The sequence below is a fragment of the Bradyrhizobium sp. S3.7.6 genome (assembly GCF_054061875.1).
In genome coordinates, this window is record NZ_JBSSEQ010000001.1 from 6,344,472 (window position 1) to 6,359,511 (window position 15,040).

At 61.6% G+C, this 15,040-nt stretch carries 14 protein-coding genes; 3 read left to right on the top strand and 11 right to left on the bottom strand.

The features are described 5' to 3' along the window. Nucleotides 1-39 precede the first annotated feature (39 nt). The 7 genes from ACVJ5M_RS31280 to ACVJ5M_RS31310 all read right to left on the bottom strand — a co-directional run bounded on the left by ACVJ5M_RS31280 (nucleotide 40) and on the right by ACVJ5M_RS31310 (nucleotide 7,489). Nucleotides 40-840, bottom strand: coding sequence for an acetoacetate decarboxylase family protein (locus ACVJ5M_RS31280; protein WP_063986473.1), 801 nt, complete (start codon nucleotides 838-840; stop codon nucleotides 40-42). A 129-nt stretch (nucleotides 841-969) separates the two neighbouring features. Next, on the bottom strand, nucleotides 970-1,770 hold the full coding sequence (locus tag ACVJ5M_RS31285; RefSeq protein WP_063984095.1) for an acetoacetate decarboxylase family protein: 801 nt from the start codon (nucleotides 1,768-1,770) through the stop codon (nucleotides 970-972). A 777-nt stretch (nucleotides 1,771-2,547) separates the two neighbouring features. Then, on the bottom strand, nucleotides 2,548-2,943 hold the full coding sequence (gene cyoD / locus ACVJ5M_RS31290; protein ID WP_063984097.1) for a cytochrome o ubiquinol oxidase subunit IV: 396 nt from the start codon (nucleotides 2,941-2,943) through the stop codon (nucleotides 2,548-2,550). After that, nucleotides 2,940-3,572 (bottom strand): cytochrome o ubiquinol oxidase subunit III, encoded by a 633-nt coding sequence (cyoC, locus tag ACVJ5M_RS31295; RefSeq protein ID WP_231144552.1) that lies wholly within the window; start codon nucleotides 3,570-3,572, stop codon nucleotides 2,940-2,942. Before cyoC ends, cyoD begins: the two co-directional genes overlap by 4 nt. Next, nucleotides 3,569-5,557, bottom strand: a complete 1,989-nt coding sequence (gene cyoB / locus ACVJ5M_RS31300) for a cytochrome o ubiquinol oxidase subunit I (protein ID WP_063984099.1) — start codon at nucleotides 5,555-5,557, stop codon at nucleotides 3,569-3,571. Before cyoB ends, cyoC begins: the two co-directional genes overlap by 4 nt. Beyond that, on the bottom strand, nucleotides 5,554-6,534 hold the full coding sequence (cyoA, locus tag ACVJ5M_RS31305; protein WP_349642919.1) for a ubiquinol oxidase subunit II: 981 nt from the start codon (nucleotides 6,532-6,534) through the stop codon (nucleotides 5,554-5,556). The genes cyoB and cyoA overlap by 4 nt, the downstream gene beginning before the upstream one ends. Next, nucleotides 6,446-7,489, bottom strand: coding sequence for a heme o synthase (locus ACVJ5M_RS31310; protein WP_084795191.1), 1,044 nt, complete (start codon nucleotides 7,487-7,489; stop codon nucleotides 6,446-6,448). Before ACVJ5M_RS31310 ends, cyoA begins: the two co-directional genes overlap by 89 nt. 453 nt (nucleotides 7,490-7,942) lie before the next feature. Between ACVJ5M_RS31310 and ACVJ5M_RS31315 the strand changes: the two genes are divergently transcribed. The 3 genes from ACVJ5M_RS31315 (at nucleotide 7,943) to ACVJ5M_RS31325 (ending at nucleotide 11,391) form a co-directional block, all read left to right on the top strand. Beyond that, the gene (locus ACVJ5M_RS31315) at nucleotides 7,943-9,448 is read left to right on the top strand and encodes a threonine/serine exporter family protein (protein ID WP_245328447.1); all 1,506 of its coding nucleotides are present in this window, start codon (nucleotides 7,943-7,945) and stop codon (nucleotides 9,446-9,448) included. A gap of 105 nt (nucleotides 9,449-9,553) precedes the next feature. After that, nucleotides 9,554-10,885, top strand: coding sequence for an NAD(P)/FAD-dependent oxidoreductase (locus tag ACVJ5M_RS31320; RefSeq protein WP_084795194.1), 1,332 nt, complete (start codon nucleotides 9,554-9,556; stop codon nucleotides 10,883-10,885). Between the two features lie 56 nt (nucleotides 10,886-10,941). After that, nucleotides 10,942-11,391: a hypothetical protein gene (locus ACVJ5M_RS31325; protein WP_063984102.1), complete on the top strand. Its 450-nt coding sequence runs from the start codon at nucleotides 10,942-10,944 to the stop codon at nucleotides 11,389-11,391. Between the two features lie 66 nt (nucleotides 11,392-11,457). Here ACVJ5M_RS31325 and ACVJ5M_RS31330 read toward each other — a convergent pair whose 3' ends face one another. The 4 genes from ACVJ5M_RS31330 to ACVJ5M_RS31345 all read right to left on the bottom strand — a co-directional run bounded on the left by ACVJ5M_RS31330 (nucleotide 11,458) and on the right by ACVJ5M_RS31345 (nucleotide 15,008). Continuing rightward, nucleotides 11,458-12,027: an NADPH-dependent FMN reductase gene (locus ACVJ5M_RS31330; RefSeq protein WP_199877105.1), complete on the bottom strand. Its 570-nt coding sequence runs from the start codon at nucleotides 12,025-12,027 to the stop codon at nucleotides 11,458-11,460. After that, nucleotides 12,024-12,809 carry an enoyl-CoA hydratase gene (locus tag ACVJ5M_RS31335; RefSeq protein WP_063984103.1) on the bottom strand — a complete coding sequence of 262 codons (786 nt, stop codon included), beginning with the start codon at nucleotides 12,807-12,809 and terminating at the stop codon, nucleotides 12,024-12,026. The genes ACVJ5M_RS31330 and ACVJ5M_RS31335 overlap by 4 nt, the downstream gene beginning before the upstream one ends. Nucleotides 12,810-12,892: 83 nt before the next feature. Next, nucleotides 12,893-14,119 (bottom strand): CaiB/BaiF CoA transferase family protein, encoded by a 1,227-nt coding sequence (locus ACVJ5M_RS31340; RefSeq protein WP_063984104.1) that lies wholly within the window; start codon nucleotides 14,117-14,119, stop codon nucleotides 12,893-12,895. Nucleotides 14,120-14,156: 37 nt separating this feature from the next. Continuing rightward, entirely contained in the window at nucleotides 14,157-15,008 is an 852-nt protein-coding gene (locus ACVJ5M_RS31345) for an enoyl-CoA hydratase-related protein (protein WP_084795195.1), read from the bottom strand. Nucleotides 15,009-15,040 lie beyond the last annotated feature (32 nt).

Consider the following 15,040-nt stretch of genomic DNA (forward strand, 5'->3'; position numbering starts at 1 on the left):
GGCGGCTGTGCACTTCGCCGTCCGGGCGCGAGAGGTCACTTATAAAGCACGGTCTTCGAGGATTTTCAGATCGCTGGTCGAATAGGAAAGCGAGTACCGGAAGCCCGACTCGATCCGACGCGGCGCGAGCGAGTGGAGCTCCTCACCGTTCGCATCCGGAAAATTGAGCTCTCCTGTTCCGATCCATGCACCGGCAACGGTGAGATTGTCGGTGACTGACATCGCCAGCTCGTCGACGGCAGGCTTGTCCCGGCGGCCGGCCACTAGGCTCGGAAAGTAGCGCAGCAGGACCGTGGGGCGGCCGAGCAGAGACAATCCGTCTTCGACCGGCTCGCGCAAGGTGACGCACGCTTCCGCAAGACGCTGGCCATGCGCCGAAAGGCTGGCGCCAAACCGGCTGCCTGACGCCATCGGCGCCGCGGCGGGCCCAGGAGCCACAAAGGAGCGTGTCTGAAAGATGCTCCCCGTCTTCTTGGGAAATCCCTGTGTCCAGCCGCGCGCCAGCGCAGCGTCATTGTCGACATAGATGTACGGACACCACATGACCGGGATGTCTACATACATTGCGTCGACCAGGACAAACGCCTCGCGATATTGATAGCGAGCCGGTTCGAGGTATTCGTCGTCCTGGGCGGTGAATTGCCAATCCAGAAACAGCATGACGGCGTGACCGTTTGACTCAGGATCCGGCGAAAGACCATTCGGCAATGTCGCTGCTGTCGCGTCGGGGTCGGTCCAGAATTCGACTCCGACAGCATCGCCAGCGTAGTGCCAGGGTGGCGGCGGAGTGAGAGCGGCCTGGCCGAATGGCGACTTCGGAACTGTAAAGCCCTTCAGCATTCCCGTGTCCTGATGCATCGCTTTCGGCATAGAGGCTACCGGAACCAGCCCCGCTTGATTTGATTGAAATGCGCCGGTTTGTTGATTCCTGCCGCAATCCGGAACACGTCTGTTGGCATCAGCCGGCCGCTACGCTGTCAGGTCTGCCAGAACTTCGATGTCGGTGACGGAATAGGAGAACGAGAACCGATATGCGCGTCCAACCTTGAGCGGACCCAGCATCTCCAATTCCTCTCCGTAGGCCTCCGGAAAATTGAGGTCACCCTCGCCGATCCAGATGTTTGTGACCAGGGAATGATCCGAGATACATCGAACGAGTTCGTCCACAGCCGGCTTGTCGTGCATGCCCGCCGAAAGCCGCGGAAAATACCGCCGCCCCACAATCCGGCGATCGAGAAGCCCGACAAGACGGTCAGCCTTTTCGCGCAAAACGACGCTCGCCCGCACCAGCAAGCGGCCGTGAGCAGACATGCAGGCCGAAAATCTGCTATCATTGGCGAGAGGCGCCGAAGCCATGCTCGCTGCGGCAAAGGTGCGGGTCAGGTGCACAGTGCCGAACTTTCTCGGATAGCCCTGAATCCAGCCTCTCATCAATGCAGCGTCGTTGTCCACATAGCAGTATGGGCACCACGCTATTGGGGTCCCCTTCCACATCGCGTCGAGGAGAACGCTGAACCCGCGGCACTGATATCTGGCCGGGTCCAGATATTCCTCGTTCTGCGCCGTGAACTGATAGTCCGTGAAGAGTGCGACCGAGCGGCCTCGACGTCGCTCATCAAGCTCCACGCCAGAGGGGAATATCTGGACCGATACATCGGGATCATTCCAGAATTCCACCGCGAGCACGTCACCAGCGAAGTGCCAGGGTGGCGGTGGGACCAATGCAGCAATCCCCCGAGGCGACCGAGGAGCCGTAAATCCCTTGAGCATGTCCTCGCCCCGCCAGCAGTCGGTGTCAGGCGCATCATTCCAGGATCGAACACTAGCGCCCGTATCAGGCGCGACGCTTGGACGAACGTGTGACGCCTTGGCGGTTCATGCGCACTCGCGGTTGCTACAGACCGGCCCGAACCGGGCAGATGCATATTGCCCGCTCCCCCACAAGGCCGTTCCAGGACGCGGTGGGCCGCGGCAGGGTCGAAAGCTACAAACGCTGACATTTTGCGACAAGCCCGTGCTCCGACGAGAGCGTATCGGTGTCAGCCTGGCGAGGTCGAGTATCGGCCTCGATTGATCAGCACGAGATTCCAGATGAAAACGAAAAGTTCAAACAAGCGGATGCCACGGCGGTCGATATCCCCGGCGTGGGGTGTGTCCCTGTGCCTGCTGCTCGCCACCGCCTGGTCCGCGCCCTCGTTCTCGCAAGGAACACCGGAACAGCGCGCGGCATGCACGCCCGATGTGTTCCGACTTTGCAGTGCGTTCATCCCCAATGCGGACGACATAACGATTTGTCTCAGAGAGCGGAGCTCCGAACTCAGCGATACCTGCAGGCAGGTAATCCAGGTGGATATCCCGCAAATCCCCGGCGCCAGGGACAGCAATAGCACTCGCAAACGCCCCACAAGATAGTCGGCCCGTCACAGCATTACGACGCGATGGGCGCCGTCGAGCGCCTTCCGATCGATGTGGCCGACCAAAGCTGACGAACACGCACTGCGCGAGGACGGCATGCTCGAACGACAGCAGCCATCCCCGCGACGCCCTTCAGCGTTGCATCCTCATGCCCATCGGCATGCTCGACGGCATCATCATGTTCGTGTTCATGTCTGCCACGATCCACATCGTGCCGGCGATCACGACGAATACGATGAGAGCGCCAAAGGCGAGCGCGAGCACGTTGTTGGTGCTCTCCGGCCCGCTGGTGATGTGCAGGAAAAACACCAGGTGAATGCCCATCTGGGCAATGGCGAGGACGGCGAGACCGAGGACTACGCCGCCTGGCCAGAGCAGCGTCGTATTTGCAGCCCAGAATGACGTAGCCGTGAGAAGAACCGCCACAAGCAGGCCGATCGTGTAGACGAGAAGCTCGGATGGAGCCGATGCGTCCATCTCGCGGCTCGGCCTGTCTCCGGGTGCGCGTTCGTGTCGAACCTCGGTCATGAGCTCACTCCCATCAGATAAACCACCGTCAGTACCCCGACCCAAACGATATCGAGGGCGTGCCAGAACAAGGAGAAGCAGAGCAGGCGATGCTGCACCCTCGCGGCGAATCCAAATACCGCAACCTGCACCATCATCACGGTCAGCCAGACCAGTCCGAGCGTAACGTGCAGCCCGTGGCATCCGACCAGCGTGAAGAATGCGGACAGAAACGCACTCCGCTGCGGCCCTGCGCCGATGGCGATCATGCTCAGGAATTCGCGGATCTCGAGAGCAAGGAATATGGCTCCGAGCACGAAGGTGATCAACGCTCCCAAATAGGTCCTGAAATAGCGGCGCGAATTCACCGCCAAGGACATCAGCCCGCAAGTGTAGCTCGAAAAGAGAAGGCAGGCTGTCTCGATCGCGACCGTCGTCTGGTTGAACAGCTGGGCGCCGGTCGGGCCGCCGGCCGTGGAGCGCACGAGGACCGCGTAGCTCGCGAACAGCGCGGCGAACATGATGATGTCGCTCAGCAGGAAGATCCAGAAGCCATAGGCGACCACGATCCTCTTTGGAGCAGGTCCCGCTTCACTCGCACTTGGCAGTGCCTCTTGCGGAATCTGATCGATTGCGACGGCGATATTCATGCTGCAACTCCAGCCTGGTGGGCCTGCACGAACCGGGCGATCTCCTCGGCCGGCACCTCAATTTCGTTGTGTCGGCGGAATGAGAAGGTAAGTAGCGTCGCGAATGCGCCGAACATCCCGACGCCGGCCAGCCACCAGATGTGCCAGATCAGCGCAAAGCCGATGACGACCGCGAAGAAGGCCGTAACAAAGCCGGTGGCGCTGTTCTTCGGCATTTCGACGGGCTCGTAATTACGCGCCGGCGCTGGCTCGTCCCTTGTCGCCAGTGCGCGGCTTTTGCTGCTCCAGAACGCATCCAGTCCGGCGACCTTGGGTTGGAACGCAAAGTTCCATGCCGGCGGCGGGGACGCCGTCGCCCATTCGAGCGTGCGGCCGTTCCAGGGATCACCGGTCACGTCCCGCAATTCTTCGCGATTGCGGATCGACACAACGAGTTGGACGATCTGGCAAGCGACGCCGACCAGGATGATAGCGGTGCCGAATGCCGCCGCTATCAACCACGGCTGCCAGGACAAATTGTCGTAATGTTGCATGCGCCGGGTCATGCCCATCAGGCCGAGCACGTAGAGCGGCATGAAGGCGACATAGAAGCCGACGAACCAGCACCAGAAAGAGGCTCTGCCCCAGCGTTCGTCGAGCTTGAACCCGAACGCCTTGGGAAACCAATAATTGTACCCCGCCATCACTCCGAACACGACGCCGCCAATGGCGACATTGTGGAAGTGCGCGACCAGGAACACGCTGTTGTGCAGCTGGAAGTCGGCCGGGGGCACCGCCATGAGCACACCGGTCATGCCGCCGATGACGAAAGTCACCATGAAGCCAATCGACCACAGCACCGGCACCGAGAAACGAACCCGGCCGCCGTACATCGTGAACAGCCAGTTGAAGATCTTCGCGCCCGTCGGCAAGGCGATGATCATGCTCATGACGCCGAAGAAGCCGTTGACGTTCGCGCTGGCACCCATTGTGAAGAAGTGGTGCAGCCAGACCAGGAAGGAGAGGATACAGATGGCCATCGTCGCGGCGACCATCGAGCGATAGCCGAACAACGGCTTGCCGGAGAAGGTCGCCATAACTTCCGAGAAGACGCCGAACGCCGGCAGGATCAGGATGTAGACTTCGGGGTGCCCCCATACCCAGAACAGGTTGGAGTACAGCATCTGATTGCCCTGGCCTTCGAGCGTGAAGAAGTGAAAGCCGAGATAGCGATCCAGCGCCAGCATCGCGAGCGTCGCGGTCAGGACCGGAAAAGCCGCGACAATGAGCAGGTTGGCGGCAAGCGCGGTCCAGCAGAAGACCGGCATGCGCATATAGCCCATCCCCGGTGCCCGCAATTTGAGGATGGTCGTGACGAAATTTATTCCCGCCAGCAGGGTACCGATACCCGATATCTGCAGAGACCAGAGATAGTAGTCGACGCCGACACCGGGCGAGTATTGCAATTCGCTCAGTGGCGGATACCCCCACCAACCTGCTTTCGAGAACTCGCCGACCGCCAGCGAAATGTTGACCAACAACGCGCCCGAGGCGGTCAGCCAGAAGCTGACGGAATTGAGCGTCGGGAATGCCACATCGCGAACACCGAGTTGCAGCGGTACTGCGAAGTTCATGAGCCCGACCACGAACGGCATTGCCATGAACAAGATCATAATCGTGCCGTGCGCCGAGAAAATCTGATTGAAATGTTCGGGCGGCAGATAACCTTGTGCACCGCCGGCTGCGAGCGCCTGCTGCGCGCGAATCATGATCGCATCGCTGAAGCCGCGCAGCATCATGACGAGCGCCAGTATGCAATACATGGCGCCTATCCGCTTGTGGTCGACCGAGGTGAGCCACTCGCGCCATAGATAGGGCCAAGCTCCCTTCGCCGTGATAAATCCGAGAACGACCAGCACGACCAGGACCATGAAGCCCGTTGCACCCATGATGATCGGCTCATGGAGAGGAATCGCGCTCCAATCGAGCTTTCCGAGGAGATTCATCGCTCTGCCCTCTGCGAGGTTGAACAAACTGATAGAGAAGAGTCTTGATGGGAGTCTTGGGTGCCCATCCCAGCATTTACGATGCTGCTGAACAGATCGGAGACGACGCCACGATAGGTGAACGGCGCGACCGCCTTGCTCGGCTTGACCAGATCGGCGTAAGCTTGCTTATCGAGGATCGAACCGGTTTCGCCGGTCTGCCGAACCCATTGCGCAAATCCACCGTCGGTCACTGCTTCGACCGTGAAGTGCATGTAGGGAAAGCCCTCGCCGCTGAACATGGCGGAGATCCCTGGATAGGTTCCGAGATGGTCCGCCTGCAGGTGGAGGCGGGTCGCCATTCCCGACATGGTGTAGATCTGGCTCCCGAGCTGAGGCACGAAGAAGCTGTTCATGACGCTCGATGAGGTCAGTTCAAAGCTGATCGGCGTCCCCACCGGCACGACCAGCTTGTTGACGCTCGCGATGCCCTGCTCGGGATAGATGAACAGCCATTTCCAGTCGAGCGAGACGACTTCAACGTTGACAGGCTTGACCGTCGAGCTAATCGGCTTGCCCGGATCGAGATCGTGTGCGCCGATCCATGCGACGCCGCCGACCAGGAGCACCGTCATTGCGGGGATGGACCAGACCAGCAGTTCAAGACGTCCGGAATATGTGAAATCCGGCCGATAGCGCGCACGCTCGTTCGATGCACGAAACCAGAAGGCGAAGCCAAGTATCGCAAGGATCACTGGGATCACGATCGCAAGCATGATGCCGAGCGCGTTAAACAGAATTTGCCGCTCGGCCAGCGCGATCGGCCCTTTCGGATCGAGCACGCCTTCGGTGCAGCCGCCGAGCATCATGGCCCCGGTCAGGAGGGCTGCCAGTAAGCCGTATCGCATGTTAGAGCTCCCTGGGATTGTTGGTGCGCCATGCGCTCCGGGCGACCTCCGGCAGGCGATCAGCATGCACCGACGTGGCAATGCCCGCATGCGAGGCACGCGTGCGCCGGAATGACTCGCCGCCATGGTCAACCAGGAACGCTGCGAACAACGCGAACAGATAGAAGATGGAGAACACGAACAGCCTGTGGGCGGGACGGCGATCAGGCCCGATGCTTCTGTCCAGCAGAAATGCAAGCATGAGGAAAAGCGCCCCGCAGATCGCAACGGTGACGCCGTAGATCACGCCTGCGAACCCCAGTGCCCAGGGCAGCTCCGAACCGAGAGCCAGGAGACCGCTGTAGATCAATATCTGCCGTGTTGTGACCGAGCGTCCCGCAACAACCGGCAGCATCGGTACGCCCGCGCCGGCGTAATCCTCGGTGCGGTTGAGTGCCAGCGCCCAGAAATGGGGCGGCGTCCAGAGAAAGATGATGAGGAACAGCGCAAGCGGCTCCAGCCCGATATCGCCTGTTGCCGCGGCCCATCCGATCACCGGCGGCAGCGCGCCGGCAGCGCCGCCGATGACGATGTTCTGCCGCGTGGACCGCTTCAGCCACGCCGTGTACACCACGACATAAAAGAGGATAGCGCCCGCCAGTAACGCGGCTGCCACGAGGTTCGTCGCCAGGGCGAGAGCCACCACGGAGAACCCGCCAAGAAGGAGTCCAAGGACAAGCGCCGCGAACCGGGAGATCTTGCCGAGCGGAATTGGCCGCATGGCGGTGCGGCTCATGACCGCATCGATATCGGCGTCGTACCACATGTTGAGGACACCGGCGGCTCCGGCTCCCGCTGCAATGGCAAGAACTGCCGCAAGGGTCGTTAGCGGATCAAGGCGAACCGGAGCGGAGCTCAATCCGACGAGCGCGGTGAAGACCGCGAGCATCATCACGCGCGGCTTTGTGAGGGCGACGAAGTCAGACACATTCCAATGGTCAGCCAGCGAATGAGGGGTACGAGCGCGTCTTTCCCCAAGCTGGCCAGCAATGGACTTGGCGTTCATCTCGCGGCTCCAGGTTCATTCTGAATGCGACCTGTCGTGCTCCGTTCGAACAGCGACAGTGCGTGCGTTCAGTATGTCTGCCCAGCGGTGGCCGCGATTGAATATGGCTGCTCGATTGGAGCCAATCCTGCTCAAAACAATTGGCTGGGCGTCTGGTCGCGCCTGCATCTTTCGTGAACGCACGATTCAAAGTGATCTGAGCACTTTTCAACAAGCGCTTTGCGCCAATTCTTCCTAGAGCAGCCCTATATTTGTGACGCTCGATCCCTGGTTTGAACATCGGCGAAATTCGTTCCGTTTGCGTGGAAACGTTCGCCGAGCCTACGGAGAACTATCGATGAAGATGCCTTTGCTCTGGACGATTGCAGCTGTTTGCCTGATGGCCCCGGCCGCGCAGGCACGATCCGCCTATGACGGCTCCTGGGATCTCGTCTTCGTGACGCAAGGCGGCGCATGCGATCCCAGCTACAACTTCACCGTCAATATTTCCGACGGAATAGTCACGCATCCCAATCTCGTGAAATTCAGGGGCTACGTCGCGAAATCCGGTTCGGTCCGCGCTTCGGTAGAGGTTCACGACAAATTCGCGTCCGGCACGGGCAGACTTTCCGGGAACTCGGGTCGCGGAAGGTGGAGCGGCTATTCGGGAAGCTCACGATGCTCGGGCTACTGGACCGCGCAACGCAATTGACCGAGCGAAAGCCGGAGAGCTCGCGCGCCGAACCGCCGTCTTGCGAAACGGCGCTGAGCACGACCGTGCTGGCGGCCGCTCTTCTGTTTGCTCACGGTCAGACCACGGAACGGACGGTTGTCGCTGCCACGCGTCTTGGGCGCGCGCTCGGCGTCGCGGTGAAGGTGCTCCCGCAATGGGACGAACTGATCATCGAATTGGATGGCTCGCGCGTCTCGCAAGCTGTGCCCGCCAGGCCGCTCGGCGTCGACATGGGCAGGGTACTCGCCGTTACGACGGTGATAGATCAGATCTGCGACGGCACATTGCCGGCCGGTGCCGCGCAATCCGCACTTGAGTCGGCCGATCGTCTACCGCCCGCTTCCACGCCACGCTTCACCTTGTTCGCAGCCGTTGGTGCGGCCTCGCTTGGCGTCATCTTCGGCGCGCTCGATGCGATGAGCCTGCTCCTGATCGCAATGAGCGCAGCCGCCGGCGCGCTCATCAGGCGCAGGCTGTCCGGCTTCAGCCATAACCCGCTCCTCCAGCCACTTTGCGCCGCGCTGGTCGCCGGTGCTGTAGCTGCTGTTGCCAGCCGATTTCGACTGTCGGATGCAATTGCGCTGGTCGCCTTCTGTCCCTGCATGGTGCTTGTCCCCGGTCCGCATATCCTCAACGGTGCCATGGACCTCGCTCGCACGCGCATCGCACTGGGCATGACCCGCCTGGCCTATGCCGGCATCATCGTGCTGCTGATCTGCGCCGGCGGTCTGTTCGGGTACACGGCCGCCGGCGGGCAACTCGCGATAGCCGGGCCATCTCCGCCCCTGCCGTTGATCATCGATGTGATCGCAGCAGGATGCGCAGTCGCCTCATTCGGTACTTTCTTCTCAATGCCATGGCGTCTGCTGCCTTTCCCGATTGCAGTCGGCATGCTTGCACATGCCGCACACTGGGCGGTGATCTCCGCCGGCGGAAGTGCTCCGGCCGGAACACTCGTCGCCTGCATGTTTGCCAGCGCCCTCACGGCTCCCGTGGTCGATCGCCTGCATCTGCCCTTCGCGGCGGTCGCGTTCTCCGCCGTTGTCTCGTTGATGCCTGGTTTCTTCCTGTTCAACACTGCGACGGGCCTCGTCGAACTGGTCTCAATCGGCCCGGGCGCACCGGCGGCTCTGGTCACCAGTATCGCTGCGAGCAGTGCCACGGCGCTTTTGATCATCACGGCGATGGCCTTCGGGCTGATCCTCCCGCGCATGCTGTACGAGCGGCTCAGACCCTTCCCCGGATGATCAGGCACGGTCGTTCAATGCACCGCAGCGCCATCCAAGATTAATCCGGAGCTCCGCTGTATCTGACCCTGGGGGGGCGGCTGGCCCTGGAGAGTCGGTGTACCCATGACGACAATTCTCACCAAATCGTTCCCGCAAGAAAAGCCGCCGTCGACAAAGGCGGCCCCAGGCAAAAAAAGCGTCCTGATCGTCGGCGGTGGCTTTGCCGGTATCGCGGCGGCACGGGCTCTGAAGCGAGCCGATGTCGAGATCACGCTGGTCGACCGCCGCAATCACCATATCTTTCAGCCGCTCCTGTACCAGGTCGCCACCGCTGTTCTGGCGCCATCCGAGATCGCGGCACCGATCCGGCAACTCGAGGCAAAGCAGAAAAATCTCAGCGTCATGCTGGCCGAGGTCAAGGGCGTCAACCTGGGAGCACGCACCGTCGAGGCCATCTGCCCGGAGATTGGCAGTCGAAAGCTCGAGTACGATTTCCTGGTGATCGCGACCGGAATGCGTCCGAGCTATTTCGGTCATGACGAGTTCGCGCGGTTCGCACCGGGCCTCAAGAGCCTGAGCGACGCCGAAACGATCCGGACCAAGATCTTGAGCGCATTTGAACTGGCTGAAGCAACCGATGACGAGAACGAGCGCGCTCGCCAAATGACCTTCGTTCTGGTGGGCGCCGGTCCGACCGGCGTCGAGCTTGCCGCTTCGATCGCTCAACTGGTCTCGGTGACCCTGCGTAACAATTTCCGCAAGATCGACCCCGCCAAGAGCCGGATTGTTCTGCTGGATGGCGGCACTCGCATCCTGCCGACCTTTGCGGAATCGCTGTCGCGAAAGGCGGCCAAGCGACTGACGAAACTCGGAGTCGAGGTCTCGACGGGCGTAAAGGTCGAGAAGGTTGACGATCAGGGCGTGATCGCGGCCGGCGTCCGCATTCCCAGCGCCACCGTACTTTGGACGGCAGGCGTCAGCGCTTCCCCGGTCGTGAAGATGCTGGCGACCCGGACAGACCGCGCCGGGCGCGCATTCGTGGGCGCCTTCATGGACATTCCCGATGCGCCCAACGTCTTTGTTGCAGGGGATGCGGCCACGATGACCCAGGATGGTCACCCCGTCCCCGGGGTCGCGCAGGCAGCCATTCAGCAGGGACGATTTGTCGGTCAGGTCATCGCCAGCCGCGTCAAGGGACACAAGGATGGCCGACCGTTTCGGTATCGCGACAAGGGCAACATGGCGGTGGTCGGCAAGAATTTTGCGATTCTCGAGTCCGGCCATTTGCGCAGCAGCGGCTTTTTGACCTGGTGGGTGTGGGCCGCGTTGCATGTGCTCGCCCTGCCGCAACTCCAGAACAGGTTTCGAGTCCAGACCCAGTGGTTCTGGTCGTATCTGTCGGGGCAAAGGAGCTCGCGGCTGATTTCCGAGGGACCGAGATCGTCCTCGTCATAGTTGCGGCCAATCAAGACCTTGCAAGCATTCCCGGAAATTCGTTAAGGACTGCACCTGTGGACGCTTCCATCATATCCGCGCTCGCCGCTCTCACCGGTGCAGCCGTGGGCGGCCTGACAAGCGGAATAGCCAATTGGCGGAGCCAGCGAAGCCAGGTCCGCGCGCAGTGGGTCCTTCACGAGGAGACTCGGCGGCAGACCCTGTACAGGGATTTCATCGAGGACGCCGCCAAATGTTACATCGATGCGCTCCAGCACGATAAAGCCGACATTCCGAGCCTGGTCAGCCTTTACGCCAAGATGAGCGCGATGCGGGCGATATCTTCAAAGCCGGTGGTCCATCATGCCGAGGACGTCACCCGAAAAATCCTGGACACCTATCTGGAGCCGGACAAGAGCTTTGTCCAACTGCGCGAAATGGCCATCGATGGCACGATCGATCTGCTGCATGACTTCAGCCGCGCGTGCCGCGACGAATTCGAGCAAATGCGGCCGATCCATTTTTGAGCGCGACGCTGCGATTTCAGCCCGCTCTTGCCGCGAGGGGGCAGACGCGCTGCCCCCGAGATCGGATCATTTCGGCCGAACCGTCTCGGCCCAATTGGCGAACGCCTGCATGAACGCCTGGAGGAATTTGCTGGTGCCGTCGCCAGCGAGCTTGCCGTGCTCATCGAACAGCTTGTCGACATGCCCGAGATAGGCCTCAGGCTGCTGCAGGGTCGGCACGTTCAGAAACACGAGCGATTGCCTGAGATGATGATTGGCGCCGAAGCCTCCGATCGCCCCGGGCGAGCCGCTGACGATCGCACCCGGCTTGCGGTCCCAGACGCTGCGTCCATACGGCCTGGAACCGACATCCAGCGCGTTCTTGAGCACGGCAGGCACTGACCGGTTATATTCCGGCGTGACGAACAGAACGGCGTCGGCGGCCTTCATGCGCTGGCGGAACGCGGTCCATTGCGCGGGCGGAGCTGCGGTATCGAGATCTTCATTGTAAAATGGCAATCCTCCGATCTCGACGATGTCGAGCCTCATCGAGGACGGCGCCAGCGAGATCAGTGCATTCGCCAGCATCCCGTTGAACGAAGCCTTCCGCAGGCTTCCAACCAATACGCATACGTACATCGGCTTTTCCTTGGTCATGCAGTCGCTTGAGACTTGATGTTTCGCGTGAAGTCGGGCTTGCGCCTTTCCACGAAAGCCGTGAACGCTTCCCTTGCATCTTCGGAGCGGACTTGCGTGCTGAATTCTTCGTTCTCGGCCTTCATCGCGGCCTTGATCTGCTCGCGAAATGGCTGCTTCATGAGCCGCTTGCTGGCCTGTAACGCAGCCGCGGGCTTCGCTGCCAACTTCCGGGCCGTGTCGGTTGCCTTCGCCCGGAGATCGTTGTCGGGGACAACTTCGGTCACCAGTCCCAGCTCCGCCGCACGCCGGGCATCGAATGGAGATCCCATCAAGATCAGCTCGGCTGCACGGACGTGACCGATCCGCGCCGGCACTGAGCAGCTCGATCCGAACTCCGGAACGAGCGCCAGATTGATGAAGGGCATCTGGAATTTTGCGCTCTCGCCCGCGTAGATGAAGTCGCAGTGCGTCAGCATGGTCGTGCCGCCGCCGATCGCAGCGCCGTGGACTGCCGCGACCAGTGGCTTGTCGAAGTCAACCAGTGCATGCATGAGGCCCGCTTGTGGCGATTCACCCGGTCCTGGAGGATTCTTGAGAAAGTCATCGATGTCATTGCCGGCGCAGAACGAATCTCCCGCGCCATGCCAGAGAATGACACGCGTACCCTCGTCATTCGCCGCCGCGTTGAAGATATCAGCGAGAGCCACGTACATGGCCGATGTCATCGCGTTCCGCTTTGTCGGGCGGTTCAACTGGATACGCAAGATGCCCGCGGCATGTTCGGTCACGATCTCATCCATGGTCGAACTCCTGAACCCTTTGCTGAGTTTGACCGCAACGCAGGGTCGCGGCGGCTAGCGCCGCCACACCCCCTGTCATCGCGCTAGGCCGCTTGGCCCTTTGCCTTCGGAACGGTACCGCTCGCGTGCAGACCATCAATCTCGGCCGCGCTGAATCCCAGCTGCCGGAGAACCTCGTCGTTATGCTCTCCGATCTTCGGCGCGCGCTTCGCGGGCACCTTGGCGACACCATGCACCTGAAGCGGGCTGGAGATCGTGGACGTCAGCTTGCCGCCCGCCCCCTCGAGGGGCACGATGATGTCGTTGGCCCGGAGCTGGGGGTCGTTGATCACCTCCTGTGGCCCGCGTACTGCTCCGAACGTCACGTGAACGCCGTTGAATACCTCGTACCAATGTGCCATCGGCTCGGCACAGAAGGTCTCGTCGAGAATCGCCGTGAGCTCCGTCATGTTCGCCGTCAGCTTCGCCGGGTCGGAGAACCGCGGATCAGTCAGGAGATCGGGGCGGCCGATCGCCTTCGCCACGGCCTCCACCTTGTCGGGCGTGATGATGAGAACGAACCAGGTATCATCCTTGGCGCGATACACGTTCATGGCCGCATTTGCGGGGTGCATGCGATCATGCAGCCCGAAGAATTTCGCATCGCACAGCGCGGCCTGGATCGAGACGCTGGCAGACCACACGCCCTCGGCGAGAAGCGAGGTGGTGACATGCGCTCCCTCCCCGGTCCGTTCACGGCGATACAGGGCCGTGACGATCGCCGAATAGAGCCCAACGGCGGTGGCGTTGTCGCCGCTGCCGGCCACCGGCCAGGTCGGCGGCGCACCGGCATCGCGCGTCATCGACAGCAATCCGCTGCGGGCCCAGTAGGACGTGATGTCGAAGCCGGGAAGATTCGCGTCCGGTCCCTTGTCGCCGAAGCCCGTGATGTCGGCGTAGATCAGGCGCGGATTCCACCCCACCACATCCTCATATTCGAGCTTCAGTTTCTTGCGCGCCGGATGCGGCGTGTTGACGATGAGCACGTCGGCCCATTTGACCAGTTTCTCGAGAACCTGATGGGCCTCCGGAGATTTCAGGTCGAGTGCCATGCCGCGCTTGTTGCGGTTGGCCAGGTGCCAGGGATAGGCATCGTCGGCGACCGGCTGCGGCGGGAGGTGGTTCGCATGTCGCCACAGCTCGCCGCTCGGCGGCTCCACCTTGATCACGTCGGCGCCAAAGTCGGACAGGATCACGGCGGCGCTCGGGCCCGCGATGAAGCTCGCGAGGTCCACCACCTTCAGTCCGGAGAAAATGTTGTCGTTTGCCATGGGCGTCCTTTCCAAATCCGCTCAGAGCGGCCTTGTTTCAGCGTCCGCGAAACTGCGGCGCACGTTTTTCGAGGAAGGCTGCGGTGCCTTCCTTCTTGTCTTCGGTGGCGGCGCAAATGCCGAAGAACGAGGCTTCCAGCACAAGGCCTTCGCTTTGGCTCGTGTCCATGCCCTTATTGGCCGCTTCCAGCGAGAACTTCACGGCGATCGGCGCGTTGGCCATGATCTGCTTCAGGACCGTCTCGGCGCGATCGATCAGACTGCTGGCAGCAACGACTTCGTTGACGAGGCCGATGCGATAGGCTTCCTGCGCGGAAATCGTCTCGCCGGTGAGGATCAGCTGCAACGCACGCCCCTTTCCCACCAGGCGCGGCAGGCGTTGCGTTCCGCCACCGCCGGGCAACAGGCCGAGCTTGACCTCGGGCTGACCGAATTTGGCATGCTCGGCGGCAATCCTGATCGTGCAGGCCATCGCCGTCTCGCAGCCGCCGCCCAGCGCAAAGCCGTTGATCGCCGCGATCACCGGCTTGCCGAGATTTTCGATGAGGTCCAGCACACCCTGGCCGAACCGGCTGGACTCCTCGGCGTCGTAAGCATCGACATGGGCGAGTTCACTGATGTCGGCGCCGGCGATGAACGCCTTGTCGCCAGCGCCGGTGAGGATGACGCCGCGCACGGACGCGTCCGCTTTGGCATCCTCGAATGCCGCGTGCAAATCGGTCCAGGTCGGCGTATTGAGTGCATTGAGCACTTTAGGCCGATTGACCGTCACGTAGGCGATCGGGCCCTTTTTCTCGTACTGGACGTTCGCAAGGGCCAGCGCCGCTCTCGGTGCTGAGCTTGGTGCTGTTGCAGGCGAAGGGGTGAACGGTGCAGTTCCCGAAACCATGGTCGTGTCTCCTGAGTAGGGCAGCCGGCGCC

What these genes read in the sequence shown, in the direction of transcription:
- ACVJ5M_RS31280 (WP_063986473.1), bottom strand. Translation starts at nt 840, where the DNA reads ATGCTGAAGGGCTTTACAGTTCCGAAGTCGCCATTCGGCCAGGCCGCT.
- ACVJ5M_RS31285 (WP_063984095.1), bottom strand. Translation starts at nt 1,770, where the DNA reads ATGCTCAAGGGATTTACGGCTCCTCGGTCGCCTCGGGGGATTGCTGCA.
- cyoD (WP_063984097.1), bottom strand. Translation starts at nt 2,943, where the DNA reads ATGACCGAGGTTCGACACGAACGCGCACCCGGAGACAGGCCGAGCCGC.
- cyoC (WP_231144552.1), bottom strand. Translation starts at nt 3,572, where the DNA reads ATGAATATCGCCGTCGCAATCGATCAGATTCCGCAAGAGGCACTGCCA.
- cyoB (WP_063984099.1), bottom strand. Translation starts at nt 5,557, where the DNA reads ATGAATCTCCTCGGAAAGCTCGATTGGAGCGCGATTCCTCTCCATGAG.
- cyoA (WP_349642919.1), bottom strand. Translation starts at nt 6,534, where the DNA reads ATGCGGGCATTGCCACGTCGGTGCATGCTGATCGCCTGCCGGAGGTCG.
- ACVJ5M_RS31310 (WP_084795191.1), bottom strand. Translation starts at nt 7,489, where the DNA reads ATGAACGCCAAGTCCATTGCTGGCCAGCTTGGGGAAAGACGCGCTCGT.
- ACVJ5M_RS31315 (WP_245328447.1), top strand. Translation starts at nt 7,943, where the DNA reads ATGCGATCCCAGCTACAACTTCACCGTCAATATTTCCGACGGAATAGT.
- ACVJ5M_RS31320 (WP_084795194.1), top strand. Translation starts at nt 9,554, where the DNA reads ATGACGACAATTCTCACCAAATCGTTCCCGCAAGAAAAGCCGCCGTCG.
- ACVJ5M_RS31330 (WP_199877105.1), bottom strand. Translation starts at nt 12,027, where the DNA reads ATGACCAAGGAAAAGCCGATGTACGTATGCGTATTGGTTGGAAGCCTG.
- ACVJ5M_RS31335 (WP_063984103.1), bottom strand. Translation starts at nt 12,809, where the DNA reads ATGGATGAGATCGTGACCGAACATGCCGCGGGCATCTTGCGTATCCAG.
- ACVJ5M_RS31340 (WP_063984104.1), bottom strand. Translation starts at nt 14,119, where the DNA reads ATGGCAAACGACAACATTTTCTCCGGACTGAAGGTGGTGGACCTCGCG.
- ACVJ5M_RS31345 (WP_084795195.1), bottom strand. Translation starts at nt 15,008, where the DNA reads ATGGTTTCGGGAACTGCACCGTTCACCCCTTCGCCTGCAACAGCACCA.